Here is a 22,418-nt window from a genome sequence, read left to right as displayed (position 1 = left end):
TGAGAATGTTTCGAGGCTATTTCACATCAATTTATTCGATGATACCGAGGTATTTTTTACGCTTTTTATCGATCAGTCCCTGATGGATGATGCTCGCCATCAAAAACCCATTTCAGGAGACGATCATGCTCGAACTCAGACCTTTCAACTCCCTGGGCGGCGCCCACCACGGCTGGCTGGATGCTCATCATCACTTTTCGTTCGCCGAGTACCACGACCCAAAACGTATGAACTGGGGCAACCTGCGAGTGTGGAACGATGACGTGATCGCCTCCGGCACCGGCTTCCCGAAACACCCCCACCGGGACATGGAAATCATCACTTACGTTCGTGAAGGCGCGATTACCCACGAAGACAACCTCGGCAACAAAGGCCGCACCGAAGCGGGCGACGTTCAGGTCATGAGTGCCGGCACCGGGATCGCACACAGCGAGTACAACCTGGAAGCCACCGAAACCAGAATCTTCCAGATCTGGATCATCCCGAACGAAACCGGCCTGGCACCGTCTTGGGGCGCCAAGCCGTTCCCGAAAGGCCAGCGCGAAGGTTTCGTGACGCTGGCCAGCGGCAAGAGCGGCGACGACCAAAGCCTGCGGATTCGTGCGGATGCGCGGCTGGTGGCCGCGAACCTGAAGGCTGGCGAGTCTGCCGAGTATCGGCTGGACAGCGGCCGTCGTGCTTACCTCGTGCCAGCCACGGGAGTGATTGAAGTCAATGGGTTGCGCGCACAAGCTCGAGACGGTGTTGCAGTGGCCGATGAGCAGGTGTTGCGGGTAACGGCCATTGAGGACAGTGAGATTGTGTTGGTGGACCTGGCTTGATGGGGTAAATGCAGGGCAAAAAAAATGGGCGACCAGAAATGGCCGCCCATTTTTTATAAGCCATTGTGGCCAGGAAGCTTGCTTCCCCACCACAGGGCACTCGATCACTTCGCGGAAATAGCGCCATCCACCAATGTTTGCGCTTCAGCCACCAACTGCTTCAGGTGTTCGTCACTGACGAAACTTTCGGCGTAGATCTTGTAGATGTCCTCCGTACCCGATGGACGCGCCGCGAACCACCCGTTTTCGGTCATGACTTTCAGACCGCCGATGGCCTGGTCGTTGCCCGGCGCATGGCTGAGGATGCTCTGGATCGCTTCGCCCGCCAACTGGGTCGAGGTGACCTGTTCCGGCGACAACTTGCTCAGCAGGGCTTTCTGTTCCGGATTGGCCTTGGCGTCGACTCGCACCGAGAACGGTTCGCCCAGTTCGTCAGTCAACGCGCGATAAGCCTGGCTTGGGTCACGACCGGTACGAGCGGTCATTTCTGCCGCCAACAGCGCCGGGATCAAACCGTCCTTGTCTGTACTCCAGACACCGCCGTCCTTGCGCAGGAACGACGCGCCGGCACTTTCCTCTCCGCCAAACCCCAGCGAGCCGTCGAACAGCCCGTCCGCAAACCATTTGAAACCGACCGGTACTTCGTACAGGCGACGGCCCAGACGCTTGGCCACGCGATCGATCAGACCGCTGCTGACCACGGTTTTGCCCACGGCCGCATCAGCGCGCCATTGCGGACGGTTCTGGAACAGGTAGTCGATCGATACCGCCAGGTAACTGTTCGGCGCCAGCAAACCACCCGACGGGGTCACGATGCCGTGGCGGTCGTGATCCGGATCGCAGGCGAACGCCACGTCGAAGCGTTCTTTCAAGCCGATCAGGCCTTGCATGGCGTGGCTGGATGACGGGTCCATGCGGATCTGGCCATCCCAGTCGACCGTCATGAAACGGAATGTCGGATCGACCTGCTTGTTCACCACGTCCAGGTCCAGCTTGTAATGTTCGGCAATCGCCGACCAGTAGCGAACCCCTGCTCCGCCCAGCGGATCAACGCCCAGATGCAGCTTGGCACCGCGAATGGCATCGAAGTCGATCACGTTGATCAGGTCGGCCACATAGGTGTTGAGGTAATCATGACGATGGGTGGTGCTGGCCTTCAGCGCCTGTTCGTAGCTGATGCGTTTGACGCCGGCGAGCTTGTTGCCCAGCAGCTCGTTGGCCTTGGCTTCGATCCATTTGGTGATGTGGGTGTCGGCCGGGCCACCGTTGGTAGGGTTGTATTTGTAGCCACCGCTTTGCGGCGGGTTATGGGACGGCGTGATGACGATGCCGTCCGCGAGCCCCGAGGTGCGACCGCGGTTGTAGCAGAGGATCGCGTGGGAAATCGCCGGTGTCGGGGTGTATTCGTCACCCTCGGCAATCATCACGGTCACGCCATTGGCCGCCAATACTTCGAGGGCGCTGGCGCCGGCCGGGGTGGACAGCGCGTGGGTATCGATGCCGACGAACAGTGGCCCGTCGATGCCCTGGGCTTCGCGGTACAGGCAGATCGCCTGACTGATTGCCAGGACGTGCCATTCATTGAAACTCAGGTCAAACGAGCTGCCCCGGTGCCCGGACGTGCCGAAGGCGACGCGTTGGGTGGAGATGGCGGCATCGGGCTGGCCAGTGTAATAGGCCGTGACCAGTCGCGGGATGTCGACCAACGATTCTGCCGGTGCCGGTTTGCCCGCAAAAGGACTGAGTGTCATGCAAAACCTCTGGAATAGAGTGGTTCAGGAATAGGACAGCAGTTTACTGGCAGTTTGACCGCAACGCGATGGGATCGATCCATGGGCACAAACGATGTTTACAGCCGTGTTCAGTCCACCGACTCCAGTCGCAAGGCATCTCCCAGCAGGCTCAATGCAGCACCGATGTCATGATCTCCGCCGAACGCATGACTCAAGCGCAAATGCTGCGTATGCAGCCCCTGCAGACTGAAGAGTTCGCCCGGCGCAATCACCACATGATGCTTGAGCAAGCGCTGGAACACGCGACGCATATCGACCTGACGCAGTGAGCGTGCCCAGATCGTCGCCCCGCCCTGAGGATCGACGACATGCAGGGCGTCGCCCAGACGCTCCTGCAATAGCTGCGTCATGTGCACCTTGCGATCCTTGAGCAACCTGCGCAGCACCTGAAGGTGCTGATCGATCCGGCCATTGCCGTACAAACGGGCAATCGCTTTCTGGCGAATCGGCGACAGGCGAAATGAGCGCAGCAGGAAGTGCCGCTGCAATTGCTCGCTGAAATGTCGCGACAGCAGATAGCCGTACGGCGCTTCCGAACCGATGATTTTCTCGAACGTGGAGAACACGATCAGCCGGCCGGGGTCGAGCAGGTCGCGGAATCGCAAGCCGCCTGGCTCGAATTCGAGGTCGCCGTAACAGTCGTTTTCCAGCACCCAACTGCCATGCTGTTCCAGCAACTGCGCAATGGCCAGTCGATTGTCGTCGGGCGGCAGACTGCCCCGCGGCGCACTCAACCCCGACGACAGCATCACCAGCTGCACCGGCCGGTTTTCCAGCAGTTCCTTGAGTCGCTCGACGTCCAGGCTGCCATTGGCTTGCACTGGCCATTCGATCACTTGAACATCCGCGGCCTGAAGCAAGCGCAGGATCGTCCAGTCACACGGCGACTCGACGACCACCGCGGCGTCCTTGAGACCCAGCACAGCGATCAATATTTCCAGGACTCCGCGCAAGTCTGCGCCAACATAAACGTCATCGGCATGCCAGCAACGCACTGGCGACGTGGTGTAACGCGCCGCAAGAGCGGTGCGCAGTTCGAGCTCGCCGCAAGGTTGTGAAGGTGGTTGTGGCAGACGCGGGTATTGGCGCAGCAGTTCGCGTTCCAGCAGCAACAACGGACTGTCGAGAGGCTGCAGCAGCGCCGGCTCATCGGCACTGAAGACCAGCATACCCGGGCGTCTGGCGCTGACATAGACGGTTTCCAGGAGGTCGTTGCCACTGCCCGGCATATTGATCGAGGACACCGGCAACGCGTAGTAGCCGGACTTGGCCACCGAATAGACACGCCCTTCTTTTTCCAGCAGCGAATAAGCGTACTGGATAGTCGAGATCGACACGCCCAGTCGACTCGCCAACTGGCGTAACGACGGCAAGCGAACATTCGTGTCGCTGACCGGCTCGTTGATCAGGTGGGTCAAGTATCGGTACACCGCCTGATAGGCAAAGTCAGTCTCGCGAGGTGCTTTCAATGTCCCGCTGACCATTCACCCGCCACCGCAGCATCATGGTCATGACTGGCGGCTTCGGATTGCCCGTGCGCGTCGGCCGGCTCCCCGTCGGTCACCCTGCCCTCGACGTCAGGCGTCGGCCCCATGCGGTACAGCTTGCCGATCAGGCTGACAGGCAGCCCGCTGACGTCGACCATCCAGTGCACAATCTGTTCCGGCACCGGGTTGCCCTGCATCGCCCGGTGCAAGTCAGGCATTGCCACCAGCATGCCAGGGTGGCACTGACGCAGGAAACGCTCAAGCCCGGCACCGTTTTCGACAAAAGGCGCGAAGAGCAGGCACACCAGCTGCGCCTCGTTCAACCCAAGGCTTTTCTGCGCCTCGGCCGCAGCCAGTGCACGCTGATCGGACAGCCTCGCCGGGTTGCCAAAGGTCTCCACGGCTTGCTCGCACAGACGCTCCGGCAACCGCTTGCGACGCATCATCACCAAGGCTCGCTGCAAGTAGTCGGCGACGCCGGATTCATAGCTGTCACCGTGCATGAAACACGCCTGCAAACCCCGGACATGGGCAGAGATAGAGGGACTGACGTAGTCGTTGTCACTGAGCTGCGCCGTGAGTTCGTCAGACTGAAAACCCAGAAATTCGGTGAGCAGCGGCCATCGGTCTTCCCGGTTGCCGACCAGCAGGTCGTGAATGTCGATGAACGTGGTGCGACGGCAGGCTTCAAACTGTTCGGCCGGACGCCATTGCGCCTGGCCCTCTCCGTCATAAAACGTGCGGTAACAATCGCTGCCGAGTTCGTCGAGCACTGCAAACAGCATGTCAAAACCGGTTCCAGAATGACTGGACGTCGTGAGCCCGGCCTTCGCCCCCGCCCGCTTCAAGCCCTCGATAAACAGTTTCTGCTGACGCGGTGAGTCGCTGCTGATCAATGCATCGACGCCGTTGTTCCACCGGGCAATTTGCCCAACGAATTCGCCAGTGGCCAGATACCCGTCGTCCCATAGATCGACCGGTCCGTCGAGGGACCGACGATGTCCCACCATCAGCAGATTGAGTCGATTGCCTTCGCGCCCCGCGTCCGAAATCGGAGCCAGGTGCCTGAACGGCAAAACCTCCCGATTATCGGCCATCAATACTTCGACCCTGGGATCATCGTAGAGGAACAAGGCGCTGCAGCTGCGATGGATGTTGTCTTGAACCGTCGAACTGATGCCGTTCATGCGCAATGAAGCCACACGCAGCTGGAAGGTAGAAGGTGCCCTGCCGGCAATACTGAGCTGCGCGGCGCGTAGCAGTGCCAGGGTGTAGCAACTGTCCCGGGACCCGGACTGGATGGCCAGCACCTTGTAATCACCAATGCGATCCATGCCGCCCGCGGTGACCACTAATCGCTGAATCATCAACTGCAACGCTGTGCGTTCGGCCCGGGAAAAGAAACTCAGCAAGCGTTGCAGCACTTGCTGATAGACATAACTCATCGCCTGGTCATGGATAAGGGTCATCTTTATCTACCTGATACTCATAAGTTCAACCGTGAGCAAACAACGATATGCACGGCGCAAATCGATTAGCTGCCACGATTGAAGTGCTGGACGTTGTTCCCAAATGCTAACACTTAAGCTTCTGTAATTATTTGAAATGCCTGCTCAGTGCGGTTGTCCCGGCAACAGACAGGCCGCCGCAAAGCCTAGTAATACCGGCGCTTCTGGGCTGGAAGGGAGATCCTAGGAAATGTCCGACAACATCCCACAGACATTTAGCACAAGAAATAAAGAAAGAAGTCGCAGATGATTGTTTGGCAACTGCACAACGATCAACGGTTTGTCGGAAATATATTAACGATGTGCATTTAAAAGTATCAAACCGATACCCAGACATGACTCTTTCCTTGAGATGAAAGTAATCATTCAATTATCAGGGCTTAGATGACGATTAGAAGATACAGATCAAGAGCAAAAACCAGTTCAGTTGCTGAACCGACCTGATCGACAGGGAAGTTTCATTTTCCCGTACGCATAAAAAAAGTCCGTGCGGGGCACGGACTTTTCAGAGGGGGTGCTACGCAGGTTCGACCTGCAGGGCAACCCGTTCGCGGCATGGGCATTCGTCCATGTAGCGGTGTGCTTCGACAAACTCGGAAAACGGGAAGACCCGGGTCTTGAGTGGCAGTAGAACGCGATCGGCGGTCATCTGGTTGATGTCGCGCAAGGCACGTTGCAGTGCGGCCTGATCCTGAATGATGCCCAGTTCCGGCTTGCCGGTGAAGTTGCCGATGCAGTGCACAAAGAACTGAATGTTCTTCTGGAACGCTGCGCAGGCCGGGAATGGCGTCTGGTTGCCCCCTTGCAGGCCGTACAACACCAGGCTGCCGCGAGGTGCGAGCACATCGCCGAGCAGAGACATCTGAGGGCCACCCAAACCATCGAACACCACATCGACACCGCGGTTATCGGTAATCTTGTTGATCCGCATGAGCAGATCTTCTTCCTCGGTGACGATGACCTTCTCGGCACCCAGCGACAGCAAGTATTCACGCTCTTCGGCCGTCTTCGTGGCGGCAATCACCCGTACGCCCAGGGCTTTACCCAATTGGACGAAAGAAGGTCCGGCACAGTGACTGGCGTCGGTGACCAGGGCGAACTGCCCTGGCTTGACCCGTGCCAGATCGACATAAGCGAAGTAGGCAATCAACAGAGGCGTGTAATGCACCGCCGCTTCGATCGGGTTGAGCACGTCCGGATAGCGGGTCAGCGCCGAGCGTGGCAAAACGATCTGCTCGCCATAGACCGGGTAGTCGTTCGGGCTTTCAGCCGGGAAACTGGCGACCTTGTCACCGACCGCCAGGTCATCGACGCCCTCGCCGACCGCCGTCACGACGCCGGACATTTCATGGCCGAGGCCTGAAGGCAAACGAGCGTGGGACGAGGCCAGGTTCTGGCGCCAGAGAATGTCGTACCAGCTGATGCCAATCGCCTCGACGCGCACCTGCACTTCGCCCGGCGCAGGGAGAGCGGCCGCATGCTCTTCGCATTTGAGCACCTCGGCTGGACCAAACTTGTGAAAACGGATCGTGCGGGACATCGCAAACCTCGTCAAAGAAACCTCTAATGCCCTGAACTCTATCTGGGCTTTCTACCCAAGACTATCAGTGGCTATTAATAGTCGACATGCCTGTCATTGATTCCGCAGCGACGGCGACATCTTCAAATGTCGTAAGAAACCGAAGCAGCCTTTGTAGGAAAACTGAATTACTCGGTGCAGAGTAGCAGCCTTTCCCCGTAATATTCATGCCGGCCATTGTTCTCATATGGCCGCTCTCGTCAAGCTTGATGACTCTGCCAGGACTCCAGATGAATCGTAATGACCTGCGTCGTGTCGACCTGAACCTGTTGATCGTATTCGAAACATTGATGCACGAACGCAGTGTGACCCGCGCTGCGGAGAAATTGTTCCTCGGCCAGCCCGCCATCAGTGCGGCGCTCTCGCGCCTGCGCGGGCTGTTCGATGACCCGTTGTTCGTGCGCACCGGCCGCAGCATGGAACCGTCCGCCCGGGCGGTGGAGATCTTCGCCCTGCTTTCGCCGGCCCTGGACTCGATTTCCACCGCCGTCAGCCGTGCGGCGGAATTCGACCCGGCGACCAGCACTGCGGTGTTCCGCATCGGCCTGTCGGACGATGTCGAATTCGCGTTGCTGCCGATGCTGCTCAAACGCCTGCGCGCCGAATCACCGGGGATTGTGCTGGTGGTGCGTCGTGCCAACTACATTCTGATGCCGAGCCTGCTGGCTTCGGGCGAGATTTCAATCGGCGTCAGCTACACCGCCGACTTGCCGGCCAACGCCAAGCGCAAAGTGCTGCGTCGCAGCCTGCCCAAGCTGTTGCGTGCCGATACGGTGCCGGGGCCGTTGAGCCTGGACGACTTCTGCGAACGCCCCCACGCGCTGGTGTCTTTCGCTGGTGACCTCAGCGGCTTTATCGATGAAGAACTGGAAAAACTCGGACGCAAACGGCATGTCGTGCTCGCGGTGCCCCAGTTCAACGGGTTGAGCACGCTGATCAGCGGCACTGACATTGTCGCCACCGTGCCGGATTACACGGCGGAAGCATTGACGGCAGCCGGAGGTGTGCGGGCGGAAGATCCGCCGTTGCCGGTGCGCAGCTTTGAATTGCACATGGCATGGCGTGGGTCGCAGGACAATGATCCAGGAGAACGCTGGCTGAGGTCGCGGATTCAGATGTTCTTCGGGGATCCGGACAGCCTGTCCTGACCCTGGCATTTTGTTTGGGGTACACGCCCCCTTCGCGGGCAATCCGCGCGCCTACAGGAGTATGCAATTGACTGTAGGCGCGCGGCTTGCCCACGAGGGAAGCGACTCGGTCTCACGCCGATTACTTGCATTCCCGGCAACACAGAATTGCCGTCAAGCTCATTGATCGCCCTCGTACGGCAGGCGCATGCTAGAGGGCTTGCTTCGACCTTATATCATTCCGAATGATAGTTACCTTCGCTTCATTCGATTCGTGCCATACCACCTCGCCGAGCATCATCCGCCCATCTCAATACATTGGCGGATGCATCCATGGAACAGTCACTCAAACATTTGCGCTTCCCCTTGGCCATGTTGGCCGTGCTGGTGATGAGCGCTTGCGGCAAGGCTCCGGAGTCTGCCGCGACCATGCCTGCGGCGAAAGTCAGTGTCGCCAAGGTGCTGGAACAACCGGTCAACGAGTGGGACGAATTCACCGGGCGCCTTGAAGCGCCGGAAACGGTAGAGATTCGCCCACGGGTCTCCGGCCAGATCGATGATGTGGCCTTTACCGAAGGCGCACTGGTCAAGAAAGGTGACTTGCTGTTCCAGATCGACCCACGCCCGTTCCAGGCTGAGGTCCGCCGCCTCGAAGCGCTGGTTGCCCAATCCCGCGCCAATGCCACCCGCAGTGAAAATGAAGCCCAGCGCGGTGAACGTCTGCGCACCAGCAACGCGATTTCCGCCGAATTGGCCGATTCGCGCACAAGTGCGGCACAAGAAGCCCGCGCCGCAGTGGGTGCCCTTCAAGCGCAACTGGATCTGGCGAAACTTAACCTGAGCTTCACCCGCGTCACCGCGCCAATCAGCGGCCGCGTCAGCCGCGCGGAAATCACCGCCGGCAACCTGGTCACCGCCGATACCACCGCGCTGACCAGCGTTGTGTCCACCGACAAGGTTTACGCCTACTTCGACGCCGACGAGCGTGTGTTCCTCAAATACACCCAGCTCGCTCGCCAGGGCAAACGCGGCGCCACCACCCCGGTGTACCTGGGCCTTTCCAATGAGGACGGCAACCCGCACCAGGGCGTGATGAACTTCGTCGACAACCAGGTCAACCCGAAAACCGGCACCATCCGCGGTCGCGCAGTGTTCGACAACACCGACGGCATTTACACCCCTGGCCTGTACGCCCGTCTGAAACTGGTTGGCAGCGGCACCTACTCCGCCGTGCTGATCAACGATGAAGCCGTCGGCACCGACCTGGGTAAAAAGTTCGTGTTGGTGATGGATGCCGACAACAAAACCGCCTACCGCGCGGTCGAGCTGGGTCCGAAAATCGAAGGTCTGCGCATCGTGCGCAACGGCCTGAACAAGGACGACACGATCATCGTCAAGGGCCTGCAACGGGTACGTCCCGGTTCGCCAGTCACCCCTGAAGTGATCCCGATGGCCAGCGAACAAACCCTCGCGGCACTCGCACAACAACGACAAGCGCTGGAAGCCAGCAACCTGCCCCAAGTCGCGCCTGCCAAGGCCGCGCCGGGTTCGGTTGTGAAACTGGCTGCTGCGACTCCACGCGGTTAAGGGACAACAACTCCGATGAATTTTTCCCAATTCTTCATTTCACGGCCGATCTTTGCAGCGGTTCTGTCGCTGCTGATCCTGATCGCCGGCGCCATCTCGCTGTTCCAGTTGCCGATCAGCGAATACCCGGAAGTCGTGCCGCCGACCGTTGTGGTCCGTGCCAACTTCCCGGGCGCCAACCCAAAAGTCATCGGTGAAACCGTGGCCGCTCCACTGGAGCAAGCCATCACCGGCGTCGAGAACATGCTGTACATGTCCTCGCAGTCCACCGCTGACGGCAAGATCACCCTGACCATCACCTTTGCGCTGGGCACTGACCTGGACAACGCACAGGTGCAGGTGCAGAACCGCGTGACCCGGACCGAACCGAAGCTTCCAGAAGAAGTGACGCGTATCGGTATCACCGTGGACAAGGCTTCGCCCGACCTGACCATGGTTGTGCACTTGACCTCGCCGGACAAACGCTACGACATGCTCTACCTGTCCAACTACGCCTTGCTCAACATCAAGGATGAGCTGGCGCGCCTGGGCGGTGTTGGTGATGTGCAACTGTTCGGTATGGGCGACTACTCCCTGCGAGTGTGGCTCGACCCGAACAAGACCGCTTCGCGCAACCTGACCGCCACCGATGTGGTCACCGCGATTCGTGAGCAGAACCGTCAAGTGGCTGCCGGTGCCTTGGGCGCCCCGCCTGCACCGAATGCCACTGCGTTCCAGTTGTCGGTCAACACCCAAGGTCGCCTGGTTTCTGAAGAAGAGTTCGAGAACATCATCATTCGCTCCGGCGACGACGGTGAAATCACACGTCTGAAAGACATCGCACGCGTTGAGCTGGGTTCCAGCCAATACGCCCTGCGCTCCTTGCTGAACAACCAACCGGCAGTGGCGATCCCGATCTTCCAGCGTCCGGGTTCCAACGCGATCGAAATCTCCAACGAAGTGCGCGACAAGATGGCGGAGCTGAAGAAGAGCTTCCCGGAAGGCATGGACTTCAGCATCGTCTATGACCCGACGATCTTCGTGCGCGGTTCCATCGAAGCGGTGGTTCACACCCTCTTCGAAGCACTGATCCTCGTGGTTCTGGTGGTGATCCTGTTCCTGCAAACCTGGCGTGCCTCGATCATTCCGTTGGTGGCGGTGCCGGTTTCGCTGATCGGTACGTTTGCGGTCATGCACCTGTTCGGCTTCTCGCTGAACGCCTTGTCATTGTTCGGATTGGTATTGGCCATCGGTATCGTGGTGGACGACGCCATCGTGGTGGTGGAGAACGTGGAAAGGCACATCGAGCTGGGAGAAACGCCTGTAGAAGCCACCAAGAAAGCCATGCGAGAGGTGACCGGACCGATCATCGCGACGGCGCTGGTGCTGTGTGCGGTATTTATCCCGGCGGCGTTCATTTCCGGACTCACCGGCCAGTTCTACAAACAATTTGCCCTGACCATTGCCATCTCGACCGTGATCTCGGCGTTCAACTCGCTGACACTGTCCCCTGCCCTGGCCGCCGTGCTGCTCAAGAGCCACCATGCGCCGAAAGATCGCTTTACCAAAGTGCTTGATAAGCTTTTGGGCGGCTGGCTGTTCCGTCCGTTCAACCGGTTCTTCGAACGCGCCAGCCATGGCTATGTCGGCACCGTAGCCCAGGTTATCCGCAGCAGCGGTATTGCCCTGCTGTTGTACGCAGGCCTGATGGTGCTGACCTTCTTCGGTTTCGCTCACACCCCGACCGGTTTCGTACCCGGCCAGGACAAGCAATACCTGGTGGCGTTCGCGCAACTGCCGGACGCTTCGAGCCTGGACCGCACCGAAGACGTGATCAAACGCATGTCCGACCTGGCCTTGAAACAGCCTGGTGTGGAAAGCGCTGTAGCGTTCCCGGGCCTGTCGATCAACGGTTTCACCAACAGCCCGAACGCCGGCATTGTGTTCGTGACCCTGAAACCGTTCGACGAGCGTAAAGACCCGAGCATGTCCGCCGGTGCGATTGCCGGTGCCTTGAACGGTCAGTTCGCCGGGATTCAGGAAGCCTACATGGCGATCTTCCCGCCACCGCCGGTACAAGGCCTTGGCACCATCGGTGGTTTCCGCCTGCAGATCGAAGACCGGGGCAACCTGGGCTACGACGAGCTGTACAAAGAAACCATGAACATCATCACCAAGAGCCACAACGTGCCGGAACTGGCCGCGCTGTTCACCAGTTACACCGTGAACGTGCCGCAGGTCGATGCCGCTATCGACCGGGAAAAAGCCAAGACCCATGGCGTGGCTGTCAGCGATATCTTCGACACCCTGCAGATCTACCTGGGTTCGCTGTATGCCAACGACTTCAACCGCTTCGGTCGCACCTATCAGGTCAACGTTCAGGCTGAGCAACAGTTCCGCCTCGAGCCGGACCAGATCGGTCAGCTGAAAGTGCGTAACAACAAAGGCGAGATGATCCCGCTGGCGACCTTTATCAAGGTCAGCGACACCTCGGGCCCGGACCGCGTGATGCACTACAACGGCTTCATCACCGCTGAAATCAACGGTGCAGCAGCCCCAGGCTACAGCTCCGGCCAGGCTCAGGCGGCCATCGAGAAACTGCTCAAGGAAGAACTTCCGAACGGCATGACCTATGAGTGGACCGACCTGACCTACCAGCAGATTCTGTCCGGCAACACCGCGCTGTTCGTGTTCCCGCTCTGCGTATTGCTGGCGTTCCTGGTACTCGCGGCCCAGTACGAAAGCTGGAGCCTGCCACTGGCAGTGATCCTGATCGTACCGATGACCCTGCTGTCGGCCATCACGGGTGTGATTGCTTCGGGAGGCGACAACAACATCTTCACCCAGATCGGCTTGATCGTACTGGTGGGACTTGCGTGCAAGAACGCGATTCTGATCGTCGAGTTCGCCAAGGATAAACAGCAGGACGAAGGCATGACCCCGCTGGCTGCGGTGCTCGAAGCCTGCCGCCTGCGTCTGCGGCCGATCCTGATGACCTCCTTCGCGTTCATCATGGGTGTGGTGCCACTGGTGTTCTCCAGCGGTGCCGGTGCTGAAATGCGTCACGCCATGGGTGTGGCGGTGTTCTCCGGGATGCTCGGGGTGACCTTCTTCGGTCTGTTGCTGACACCGGTGTTCTACGTATTGATTCGTAACTTTGTGGAGCGCGGTGAGAAACGCAAAGCGGCCAAGGCCCTGAAACTGGAGGCGCAACAATGAGCCTGAAAGCCTTCCTGCCGAGCCTGCTGGTACTGGCCCTGAGTGCCTGTGCCGTCGGCCCGGACTACAAGACCCCAGCCACTGAACCGGCCAACATCACCACCGCCACCGATGGCGCTGCCGGCCAGAAGAACTTCGACCGCTCGCGTTTCGAAGGTATCTGGTGGCAGCAGTTCGAAGACCCGACCCTCAACCAGTTGGTGACGCAATCGCTGCAGGGCAACCGTGATTTGCGCGTGGCCTTCGCGCGCTGGAAAGCGGCCCGGGCGATTCGCGATGACGCCAGCAATGACGCCATGCCGACCATCACCAGCCGCGTCAGCAGTGATCTGGGCAAAGGTCAGATTCCGGGCCAGACCACCAAACGGGTCAACAGCGAACGCTATGACCTGGGTCTGGACATGGCCTGGGAACTGGACCTGTTCGGTCGCATCCAGCGCAACCTGGAATCCAGCGACGCCGAACAGCAAGCGGCCGAAGCCGACCTGTACCAACTGCAAGTCAGCATGATTGCCGAATTGGTGGATGCTTACGGTCAACTGCGCGGCGCACAACTGCGGGAAAAGATTGCCCTGGCCAACCTGAACAACCAGCAGGAGTCGCGCAAGATCACCGAAAGCCTGCGTGATGCCGGCGTCGGCGATCAGCTCGATGTGGTCCGCGCCGATGCTCGCCTGGCGGCCGTCGAAGCCAGCGTGCCGCAGTTGCAGGCTGAACAGGTTCGGCAGAAAAACCGCATCGCCACGTTGCTGGGTGAGCGCCCGGACAAGCTGACGGTGGACCTGAGTCCGAAAGAATTGCCAGCGATTGCCAAGGCGCTGCCGATCGGTGATCCCGGCGAACTGCTGCAGCGTCGTCCGGATATTCTCAGCGCCGAACGCAAACTGGCTTCGGCCACGGCCCGTATCGGTGTGGCCAAGGCGGATCTGTTCCCGCGGGTCAGTCTCAGTGGTTTCCTCGGGTTTACCGCCGGGCGTGGTTCGCAGATCGGTTCCTCGGCGGCCAACGCCTGGGCACTGGGCCCAAGCATCACCTGGGCAGCGTTTGACCTGGGCAGTGTTCGAGCTCGCTTGCGCGGTGCCGACGCGGAGGCCGAAGGCGCTCTGGCGACCTACGAGCAGCAAGTGCTGCTGGCGCTGGAAGAATCGGAAAACGCGTTCAGCGATTACGGCAAACGCCAGCAACGCCTGATTTCTCTGATTCGTCAGAGCGAATCCAGCCGCGCAGCCGCCGACCTGGCAGAAATTCGCTACCGCGAAGGGTCGTCGGACTTCCTCGTCCTGCTTGATGCCCAACGCGAACGTCTGGCGGCGGAAGATACCCAGGCCCAGGCTGAAGTCGATCTGTATCGCGGCATTGTCGCGATCTACAAGGCCCTTGGCGGCGGCTGGCAACCGGAGACGGTCGCCAGCCAGTAACAGAGCTCTTTTGGTTGGCCGCAACCAACCCTTTTTTTGCCCCGCGGCTCATTCGGTCGCGGGGCTTTTTTTTGTCTGCAGTTATGTTGCATTCCCCTGTGGGAGCGAGACCGGCAAGCCAGTCTCGCTCCCACAGGGGATTAGCGGTGATCTTGAGCATTGTGGCTTTCCTGGATGGTCACTGTCGCCGTCGTCCCCGCCCGCAGTTTGTCCTTGCCGGCATAGTCGGCGTCGATCTTGATCCGCACCGGCACCCGCTGTGCCAGTTTGACCCAGGTGTAACTGGGATTGATGTTGGCCAGCAAACGGCCGCCGGGCAGGTTTTCCCGGTCGGCAATGGCGAAAGCGATGCTTTGCACCGTGCCGCCAAAACGTTCGCCACTCATCAATTCAATGTCGACCCGGTCGCCCTCCCCGATTCGCGGCAGTTTGGTTTCTTCAAAATAGCCGCTGATGTAAAAGGAATCGCTGTCCACCAGCGCCACCAACGGACCACCCGCGGTCGCATAGTCGCCCTGTCGGGTCAGCAGATTGGTGACGTAGCCACTGACCGGCGATTCGACCCGCGTGCGCTCCAGGTCGTGCTCAGCCTCGGCCAATGCGGCGATGGCCAGATGCACATTGGCCTGGGCAAAACCCAGGTTGGCCTGGTTGCGCATCAAATCGGCCTGGGCCACCGAGACATCGGTGCTGGATTTTTCCCACTCTTCACCGGAAATCGCCGCGCGCTCCTTGAGTGTACGGCGACGGCGTTCCTCACTCTGACGCTGCTTGAGCAGCGCCTGGCTGGCCACGATGGTCGCTTCGGATTGCCCCAGCGCGGCCTTCGCCACTTCCACCGACCGCTTCGCATGCTCCACGGCCAGGATGTAGCGCGAGGGATCGATTTCCAGCAGCAACTGGCCCTTCTCCACATGCTGGTTATCCTGCACGCCAAGGTTGACGATGCGCCCCGCGACATCGGCGGACAAGGTCACCACATCGGCACGCACCCGGGCATCCCGGGTCCAGGGGGCACGGGTGTAATGTTCCCAGGCGAACCAGCCAAGCACAAAGGCCAGCACGACCACGGCCACTGTCGTGAGTCGGGCGAGGATTTTCTTCACTGCATCAGGCTCCCATCAGCAGAATCAACGTGGCACACACGCAGGCGTACAGCGCGCCCTCGAACAAGGCTTCATGCCACACGAACTGCAACACGCCGAGGCGCCGCAAAATCCAGTCCAGCAACAGATAAATCGGCAAGCCCAGCAGCAGCGCCTGAGCAATCGGCGGCAGGTAGACACCGCCTATTTCCATATCAATCGGCAAGGACAGGTACTCCTGCTGTGGGCATTGCGGGTTCAAAGTGGCCACGGTGACGCTCCAGGAACGACACCACGATCAATAACGCCACGCGCATGCGAAACACCGACCACAAATGCTCATGGACGCCGGAATGCAGCGCATCCAGTTCATCGCCCAGGGCATGCAGGCTATCGAGCACGCGATCCACTTCAGCGTCGGCCCGGCCGGCGACCAGTCGCCCGGTTTCCCTAACCGTAGCGAACAGCCGGTTTTGCACTTCCGGGCTCAGTAACGCGTTGTCCTGCCCCTGTTGCCTGAGCTGGTTCAACGCAATGCCCAGCGCCATGCAACCGAGGCTGACATCGAACAAGTCACGCGCTGGCTTGTCCTGGATGGACGGCAACAGTCCCAGCATCATGGTCAGGCGGTCGACCATGCGACTCTCGAAGGCAAACTGGTTTTGATCCGTGGGCGGAATTTTCAGCAAGGCGTAGACCTGCTCGCAATTCTCCTGGTGCAGCCGGCGAATGCGCAGTACAGGCCTGAACGGAAAGATCAAGGCATACACACTCAACGCCAACGCGGCGGCGCAGACATACGAGCCGGCAAATTCGAACCACTGGGTCGCGGTGTTTTGCCCCAGCCCCGTGTTCTGCGGGCCCAGTAACAGAAAGGTCGACAACCCAAGCCCAATCCCCGTCCCCGTGGTGGGCGGGCTGGACAATCCCACTGCGACGGCATACAGCAAGGGCGCCAGCAACAGCGCCAACAGCTCGAAACTGCTGATCATCGGCACCAGCGAAAATTGCAGAAATGCCGACACCACCAGCGCCAGTCCCAGGCCCCGGGCAAAACTCTGGGCGGCCAGCAGAGGACGCGGAAACGTGGCCATCAGCGAGCAGAGAATCCCGGCAACGATCATGCCGCCCCGTGCGCCGTCCCAACCGGTTTCGATCCAGATCAGACCGGCCACCATCAATGCGCAAAAGGCGCGGATCGCGTTCGTCGCCGCCAGGGTGTAGTCCATGTGCAGCGGGTTCTTCTGCCCGCGATAGAGGCTGCTGGCTTTGCGCCCGCTCTGGATCGCATCGCTCAGTTCCAGAATCGTTTCAAACTGCTGCAACAGACGCGCCTGTTCCCAGCGCAATGACCACGACAGCGAACGCAAGGTCGCCGAAAACGGCTCGATGAGTTGCTCCGAACGGTAGGCCAGATCATCGAAGCGCTTCTGCAACGCTGCGAATTGGCGCCGTTGCTCATTAGGCATCGCACGCCCCAACTGCGCCAGTTGATCGAGGAACAACACTTCTTCGGCGAGCAAACGCTGAACCTCCTGGGGAATCTCGCCTTCCAGACGCTCGAGCAATAACTGCCTCTGATGGCGCAACGCGGTGAGCCGAGCGGTCAGCAGCACCAATTGGTTGCCGAGCAATTGCACCAGGTCATCGGCACTGCGCAAACGCGGCGCATCGTAATACAGATGCCGCCGTACCCCTTCCAGTGCGCTGATCTGACCGAGCAGCTGCATTTGCCGAAGATGGAAATCGGCCTCGCTTTCCTCGGTACGAATGGCAGCGCTGGCATGGGTCGCCAGCAGTTTGATCACCTGATCGATCCTGGCAAAGTAATCCTTGGCCACGGCCTCCGGGCGCGCAGTCAGAAGGCTGACGACACACACGCAGGCCACCGCGAGCAACGTTTCGGTCACGCGGGTCACGGCGAGCAGGAAGGTGCCGTCCTGATCAGGGACCGCCAGGAGTCCCACCACCACCGCGGTATAACCGCTGAGTACAAAGGCCTGGGAACTGGTGTAGCGCAACAAGGTGCCACCGGCGGTACACAGCGCCAGCCACAGGGACAGCGTAATGAGAAAAGGCAGCGGCGCCTGGGGGAAGATCCCCATGATCACCACGGCCACCATCGCGCCCAGGGTCGTGCCGATGACCTGGCCGAAGCTGCGGGCCAACGCCATCCCGGCCAATGGCTGGCTGACGATGACCACGGCCATGATCGACCACTTGGGCTGGTCGAGGTCGAACAGAAACGCCAGGTACAGCGTCAACAGCCCGGCCGCGATGGTTCTCAAGGCAAACAGCACTACCCCCGGACCAGGGTTGAGTATTGCCTTGAAGTATTGAAGCAGCGGTTGCATGGGAGTGCTCATCGAGTCATCTCCTGCAAGCGTAGTCACTGGATGGGCGGGCCGGATGAGTTTGCGCGCTGCACAATCCAATCAACAGTGAGAATGCGCAGCACCCGGTCAGCTTTGAGCTGTACTGTTTTGTTTAACTTCTTTTTCCATGTGTGGGGAGTTGATCTGTGCAGGTTTGGAGTTGTTATCTTGAACAGGTTTTTTTATCGGAAAAGGAACCGACTCCGCAAAGGGATTGGGTATGCTTTTTAAGATGGCGCGATCCAGCGCGCTCGGATTGGGTATGAATTTTCCAGCACGATCGTAGGCACCTAGTATCTTCGATCCCGGAATATTATTCTCATAAGTGACTTGATACGGATTTGAACCCAACCGTGATTGAGAGCCAGCTTTCCAATTATCATTTCTTACAACATCACTCCCACTCTTGGTTCTGCCATCAATCAGATAGGTATACCCCCCTTGCTTTCCTCCCTGGTGATAGGCGCCCATACCATTGCTGTCGTAATAACCTGATGTTTTCACCCCTGAATTGTTTCCACTCTTGAAGCCTTTGGCAAATACCTCGTGGGGCGACCGCATGTCTCCGCGCATGGTAAATCCTCTATACACATAGCCTTCTTTAGGGCCGGCAAAATACAAGACACGCGAACGGTCCATCAGTCTTTGTGCAACCTCAGGTCCTTTGCCCAACGACTTCAATCGCCCTACGACCACATTACTGGTTAACTTTCGATTTACCTTGTCCTGAATAATCCACTGATTCCTGACTCTGGGAGCAATCCATTTTTCTATTTTTTTAGCATTGGCCGAGAGCGGTGAAGACGGGTGCCCATATTTTGGAAAGTGCCTGGAAAGCTCTTTAGGGAAAACCTTGTCAAACTTCAAGCGCTCACCAATTTTCCCAGCAATACGGGAGTCCACCACCCTGGAGAATATTTTCCCCAGTACTTTACCGATATACGGTCCAGCGACTTGGCCAATCATTCCCTTTATTGCATTGGCTTTATGTCGACTTGCTTCCAGAGGGTCATCATTTACCGCCCCCCGCACGTATTGAGCCCCAGAGGCGCTAGCACCCATCATAAAGGCAATACCTGCGACCGGAGCTCCTGGCATCGCCAATATGATGGTAAAACCAGCCAATGCATCCGCCAAAATACCCAGCAATTTATCGACTGTCCGCTCTCCCAATGTTGAAGTCATCGTATCCATATCAGATTTGGCTTTATCAACCACTTCCTTGAACAATTCTTTAAAGGCATCGTGTTCGTCCTCATAACGGGTGACGCCGTCCTTTCGGCCAAATATAATTGGCGTATAAGGCCATTTATAATCGCTGTACATATTCAAGGGATTCCACCCCCAGACAAATCGCCCTTGACTGTGCTGAAAATCATCATCACGGGACAACAAGTTTTTCAGGGGGATTCGTTTTGACAGTTCACTTCTTAACTCCGGAAATTCCTCTATTGATTTTCCGTCCTTTTCAAACAGTTCAGCAGGACTCTCGATCACCGTTTCATTCCCACTCAGGAAAACAAACAATCCCTCTGGGCCTCTCCCCTTGGACAAAAAAACAGCGTTCGAAACAGGAAGCATATCGCTGTATTTACCGTGCTTTATAGCGATGGGCCTTATCGGGATTTCTCCGCGCATATACTGATTGGCGACTTCTTTGCCTTGCACTGAGATGTGCGCACCTTCGAGACAGTCGCTGACGACCTGCTGCAACTTGTATTTAAGATTCGCCTTCCATAACTCGAAAGACTTTGGCTGAGACAAAACTTTTTCCGAACGGCTTTTATAGTCTTCCCAGAGGTTACTTTCCTTCACGGCATTTTTGAAACCTTCTGTAAATCCAGAAGGCCAATTAATTTTCATCTCTTCGCGTGATTGCGCTTCTTTCTCGTGTCGCCCCATCATCAATTCGGCCAAGCTGAACATCTTATGTCTGCTGGCTACTTTTTGATAATAGTTACCCTTGCTCGCCAGCGGACGTGGCGTGTCGTAGTCAACTCTGAACTTTGTTTGTTGATTTACTTTCGATTTCAAATCAGGAGGCAAATCCGAGTCGACGACGACCTGCTGTACAGATGACAAAATAAACAAAGACGGGTCCAATACTAACTGCAGTTCGACATAATCCTTGATAAATAAATCTGCCGCCTGACTGATCGTGACACCGGGTGCGATTTCCTCACCCGGCTTTATGGCAATCTCGGCGTCTAATGCGCGCTGTCCCGCCTGAATGAGCCAGTGTGCTGACGCATGCGCAGTTACGCCGCTTTCTGAGGTCTGCATTTCGGAACTCATCCCCAAACTGCGTCTCTTACGAACATGTATCGGCATATCGCCCATTAATGGAGCGGCATCAGTAGTAACGGCGGCCTCGGTCGTTGATCCATTATCCGGATCGGCCTCAAACTCAACATTTGCATCTAATGCCGCCAACACAGTGACTTCATTGAGGTAATCCTGATAGGTCACATTTTGGTTGCCAGGTACAGGCCGCTGCAAAAGTGCCTCAAGGTTCTCGACCAGTTGTGGATCGTCGGCGGGATCAGGGTAGTCGGACTCGCTGATCCATTTTTTTACTTCATTTGCGAATTCCGGCAGATCCCCAAATAGATCCTCTACACCTTCGACAACATATTCATCAAACACCGCTTCTTCATTCGGCACAGCACCCGGATCGAGTTCAACCCCCTGTAAAGGATCAATCGCCTGTTCTGGTTCAGGTAGTGACCAACTTGCGTATAAGTTACTGATCGCCACGTATGCAGCAAACACGCCCGTAGCCCGACCTGGATTTCGCTCTATCAAGTCACCCGTTTGACCGAGAACCGCAACTCCCGTGCTGATTAAACTGCTGCTCATTCGGCCGAGCCAGCTCGCCATTTGCCCCCCGACAACTTGCATTTCGGACAGGAAGGGGCCGGGCGAACCCGCGGGCTGATCATTCAAGGTTTCGGTTGTAGGCTGGTAAACCCGGAGAGGTTCAAGCATGGCTTCCATCTCGATCTGTTCATCGGCATAAGCACTGCCCCAAGGCATTGCTTTTCGGGCGAACTGATCCAGAATTTCGTCCACTTGTGCCGCTAGCTGTCCGAGCTGCGCGATGGCCGGCGGGCGTTCCGGACCTGGCTCGAGCGGCGATCTGGAAAAGTCGGACGCGCCATTTTTCCAGGCACCACTGTCTGGCTCCGCAGCGGGCCGATCTGTTACAGGGGTACTGCCCAACTTCACGGCGTCAAAGGTGGGCCGGCTGGTTGAAATATGGCTACTGTCCAGTCTTAAAGCGTTAAAGATGTCCAGCGCATTGCACACATATAAAAGTTTGCCGACCAAGCTGTCGGGAACACGCGGGCCGTTTCCGGTGACGCTGGAGTAGAAGTCTGCGCTGCGCTCAAAGCTCTGCAGGCTCTTCAGCAACCCATCCGAGCCGTCATTAGACAAGGGAGGCGTTACCGACGTGTGTGTTGAGTTCATCAACGCTGAAAACGAAATCGGGCGTCCGAACACACCTTCCAACCAACTGGGGCCGACCAACCACTCCAGCCAGGTCAGCTCTGCATCATCGCCGGGTTTGACTTGATCGCGCAGGGCTTTGACCTCTGTCACATAGTGCTCCGTCCAACGTATTCGCTTTACATCCCCCTTTTCGAGATGGCGGATAAACGCTTCCAGCTGAGCATGTACATCCCGTGGAGGAGGCCGCAGGTCTGACGCGTCTTCCAGCATCATCAGCGCACTGTCGAGTGCGCCATCGCTTGAGCGAATGTACTGCCGGCCCTGTGCCGTGAGATTTTTCAGGGTTTCCCAGTGAACATCCGCAAGCATCTCTTCGTTCGCAATCCGCTCGTCCCGCAGTTCACTTGAGCGATCCAGCTGTGACTGGATGAATCCCGTCTCTCCTTCGGTTTTCTGTCCACTCGGAAACCTTACGTTTTCGCCCAAAGCGGCCTGCCATTTGTCGGGTGGCAAGTGGCACAGCACGTCGATAATTTCTTTCAGTCGCACGTCATCCAGCGAACCAAGTGGCCGGACCGAACGCAACATCGCGTCAGCAAACAGTCCGGCAATGGCTTTGCCAGTTTCTGTTTGCAAGATCCCGCTGCTCAGGACCGCCAATGCTTCCTGCTCGGAAAGCGTTTTCGTCATCAGCCGGTTTTTGAGTAAGGACCACTGGCACTCAAGATCGATCTGATCAAGAAAAGCCCCCGCAGATGAACTGAATGTACCGCGCGCGAGTACCGGTGGCGGAATATCTGCGTTCGATGCAGTGGGCGCTACCGAAGAGAAACTGAGGTTGTCCATGACCCGAGAACTATTCCCGGCTAGCAGAAGCGCGGTGGAGATTGGTGTTTTCACCGTAGCGTCATTGGCAGATGGAAATTTCGGCGACGCAGAACTGACTTGTGTTGCATTGCGCAGGTGAGGCATGAACGATTTTCCGTC

General features: G+C 58.1%; 13 protein-coding genes. 5 read left to right on the top strand and 8 right to left on the bottom strand.

The window, feature by feature from the left end:
* Window positions 1-125 precede the first annotated feature (125 nt).
* Complete coding sequence (locus tag ACM1ZW_RS24465) at window positions 126-821, top strand: pirin family protein (RefSeq protein ID WP_031318906.1); 696 nt, start codon at window positions 126-128, stop codon at window positions 819-821.
* A 104-nt stretch (window positions 822-925) separates the two neighbouring features.
* Here ACM1ZW_RS24465 and pgm read toward each other — a convergent pair whose 3' ends face one another.
* From pgm to ACM1ZW_RS24445, 4 genes are all read right to left on the bottom strand, one after another.
* Window positions 926-2,572, bottom strand: a complete 1,647-nt coding sequence (gene pgm / locus ACM1ZW_RS24460; protein WP_017338757.1) for a phosphoglucomutase (alpha-D-glucose-1,6-bisphosphate-dependent) — start codon at window positions 2,570-2,572, stop codon at window positions 926-928.
* A 110-nt stretch (window positions 2,573-2,682) separates the two neighbouring features.
* Window positions 2,683-4,083, bottom strand: coding sequence for a PLP-dependent aminotransferase family protein (locus tag ACM1ZW_RS24455; protein WP_416740837.1), 1,401 nt, complete (start codon window positions 4,081-4,083; stop codon window positions 2,683-2,685).
* Window positions 4,080-5,570 carry a hypothetical protein gene (locus ACM1ZW_RS24450; protein ID WP_416739536.1) on the bottom strand — a complete coding sequence of 497 codons (1,491 nt, stop codon included), beginning with the start codon at window positions 5,568-5,570 and terminating at the stop codon, window positions 4,080-4,082. Before ACM1ZW_RS24450 ends, ACM1ZW_RS24455 begins: the two co-directional genes overlap by 4 nt.
* Before the next feature lie 556 nt (window positions 5,571-6,126).
* Window positions 6,127-7,149 carry a zinc-dependent alcohol dehydrogenase family protein gene (locus tag ACM1ZW_RS24445; RefSeq protein ID WP_017338754.1) on the bottom strand — a complete coding sequence of 341 codons (1,023 nt, stop codon included), beginning with the start codon at window positions 7,147-7,149 and terminating at the stop codon, window positions 6,127-6,129.
* A 269-nt stretch (window positions 7,150-7,418) separates the two neighbouring features.
* On the opposite strand from ACM1ZW_RS24445, the gene ACM1ZW_RS24440 reads away from it, so the two are divergent.
* The 4 genes from ACM1ZW_RS24440 (at window position 7,419) to ACM1ZW_RS24425 (ending at window position 14,518) form a co-directional block, all read left to right on the top strand.
* Window positions 7,419-8,336: a LysR family transcriptional regulator gene (locus tag ACM1ZW_RS24440; protein WP_017338753.1), complete on the top strand. Its 918-nt coding sequence runs from the start codon at window positions 7,419-7,421 to the stop codon at window positions 8,334-8,336.
* 312 nt (window positions 8,337-8,648) lie between these two features.
* A complete protein-coding gene (gene mexE, locus ACM1ZW_RS24435; RefSeq protein ID WP_414880496.1) occupies window positions 8,649-9,902 on the top strand; it encodes a multidrug efflux RND transporter periplasmic adaptor subunit MexE in 1,254 nt (417 codons plus the stop codon).
* A 15-nt stretch (window positions 9,903-9,917) separates the two neighbouring features.
* Window positions 9,918-13,100, top strand: coding sequence for an efflux RND transporter permease subunit (locus tag ACM1ZW_RS24430; RefSeq protein ID WP_416739535.1), 3,183 nt, complete (start codon window positions 9,918-9,920; stop codon window positions 13,098-13,100).
* Entirely contained in the window at window positions 13,097-14,518 is a 1,422-nt protein-coding gene (locus ACM1ZW_RS24425) for an efflux transporter outer membrane subunit (RefSeq protein ID WP_017338749.1), read from the top strand. Before ACM1ZW_RS24430 ends, ACM1ZW_RS24425 begins: the two co-directional genes overlap by 4 nt.
* Before the next feature lie 140 nt (window positions 14,519-14,658).
* On the opposite strand, the gene ACM1ZW_RS24420 is transcribed toward ACM1ZW_RS24425, so the two are convergent.
* The 4 genes from ACM1ZW_RS24420 to ACM1ZW_RS24405 all read right to left on the bottom strand — a co-directional run bounded on the left by ACM1ZW_RS24420 (window position 14,659) and on the right by ACM1ZW_RS24405 (window position 22,403).
* Window positions 14,659-15,624 (bottom strand): HlyD family secretion protein, encoded by a 966-nt coding sequence (locus ACM1ZW_RS24420; RefSeq protein ID WP_017338748.1) that lies wholly within the window; start codon window positions 15,622-15,624, stop codon window positions 14,659-14,661.
* A 4-nt stretch (window positions 15,625-15,628) separates the two neighbouring features.
* Window positions 15,629-15,829, bottom strand: a complete 201-nt coding sequence (locus ACM1ZW_RS24415; RefSeq protein WP_031318903.1) for a DUF1656 domain-containing protein — start codon at window positions 15,827-15,829, stop codon at window positions 15,629-15,631.
* Window positions 15,819-17,969, bottom strand: a complete 2,151-nt coding sequence (locus ACM1ZW_RS24410) for an FUSC family protein (RefSeq protein WP_416739534.1) — start codon at window positions 17,967-17,969, stop codon at window positions 15,819-15,821. Before ACM1ZW_RS24410 ends, ACM1ZW_RS24415 begins: the two co-directional genes overlap by 11 nt.
* Before the next feature lie 96 nt (window positions 17,970-18,065).
* Window positions 18,066-22,403, bottom strand: a complete 4,338-nt coding sequence (locus tag ACM1ZW_RS24405; RefSeq protein WP_416739533.1) for a hypothetical protein — start codon at window positions 22,401-22,403, stop codon at window positions 18,066-18,068.
* Between the last annotated feature and the right edge of the window lie 15 nt (window positions 22,404-22,418).

It is taken from the genome of Pseudomonas sp. NFX71 (genome assembly GCF_048079215.1).
GTDB lineage: Bacteria > Pseudomonadota > Gammaproteobacteria > Pseudomonadales > Pseudomonadaceae > Aquipseudomonas > Aquipseudomonas fluorescens_B.
This window is presented reverse-complemented; position numbering and strand designations above follow the sequence as displayed.

Excerpts from the sequence above, each read along its gene's own strand:
- ACM1ZW_RS24465 (WP_031318906.1), top strand. The coding sequence starts at position 126 with ATGCTCGAACTCAGACCTTTCAACTCCCTGGGCGGCGCCCACCACGGC.
- pgm (WP_017338757.1), bottom strand. The coding sequence starts at position 2,572 with ATGACACTCAGTCCTTTTGCGGGCAAACCGGCACCGGCAGAATCGTTG.
- ACM1ZW_RS24450 (WP_416739536.1), bottom strand. The coding sequence starts at position 5,570 with ATGACCCTTATCCATGACCAGGCGATGAGTTATGTCTATCAGCAAGTG.
- ACM1ZW_RS24445 (WP_017338754.1), bottom strand. The coding sequence starts at position 7,149 with ATGTCCCGCACGATCCGTTTTCACAAGTTTGGTCCAGCCGAGGTGCTC.
- ACM1ZW_RS24440 (WP_017338753.1), top strand. The coding sequence starts at position 7,419 with ATGAATCGTAATGACCTGCGTCGTGTCGACCTGAACCTGTTGATCGTA.
- mexE (WP_414880496.1), top strand. The coding sequence starts at position 8,649 with ATGGAACAGTCACTCAAACATTTGCGCTTCCCCTTGGCCATGTTGGCC.
- ACM1ZW_RS24430 (WP_416739535.1), top strand. The coding sequence starts at position 9,918 with ATGAATTTTTCCCAATTCTTCATTTCACGGCCGATCTTTGCAGCGGTT.
- ACM1ZW_RS24425 (WP_017338749.1), top strand. The coding sequence starts at position 13,097 with ATGAGCCTGAAAGCCTTCCTGCCGAGCCTGCTGGTACTGGCCCTGAGT.
- ACM1ZW_RS24410 (WP_416739534.1), bottom strand. The coding sequence starts at position 17,969 with ATGAGCACTCCCATGCAACCGCTGCTTCAATACTTCAAGGCAATACTC.
- ACM1ZW_RS24405 (WP_416739533.1), bottom strand. The coding sequence starts at position 22,403 with ATGCCTCACCTGCGCAATGCAACACAAGTCAGTTCTGCGTCGCCGAAA.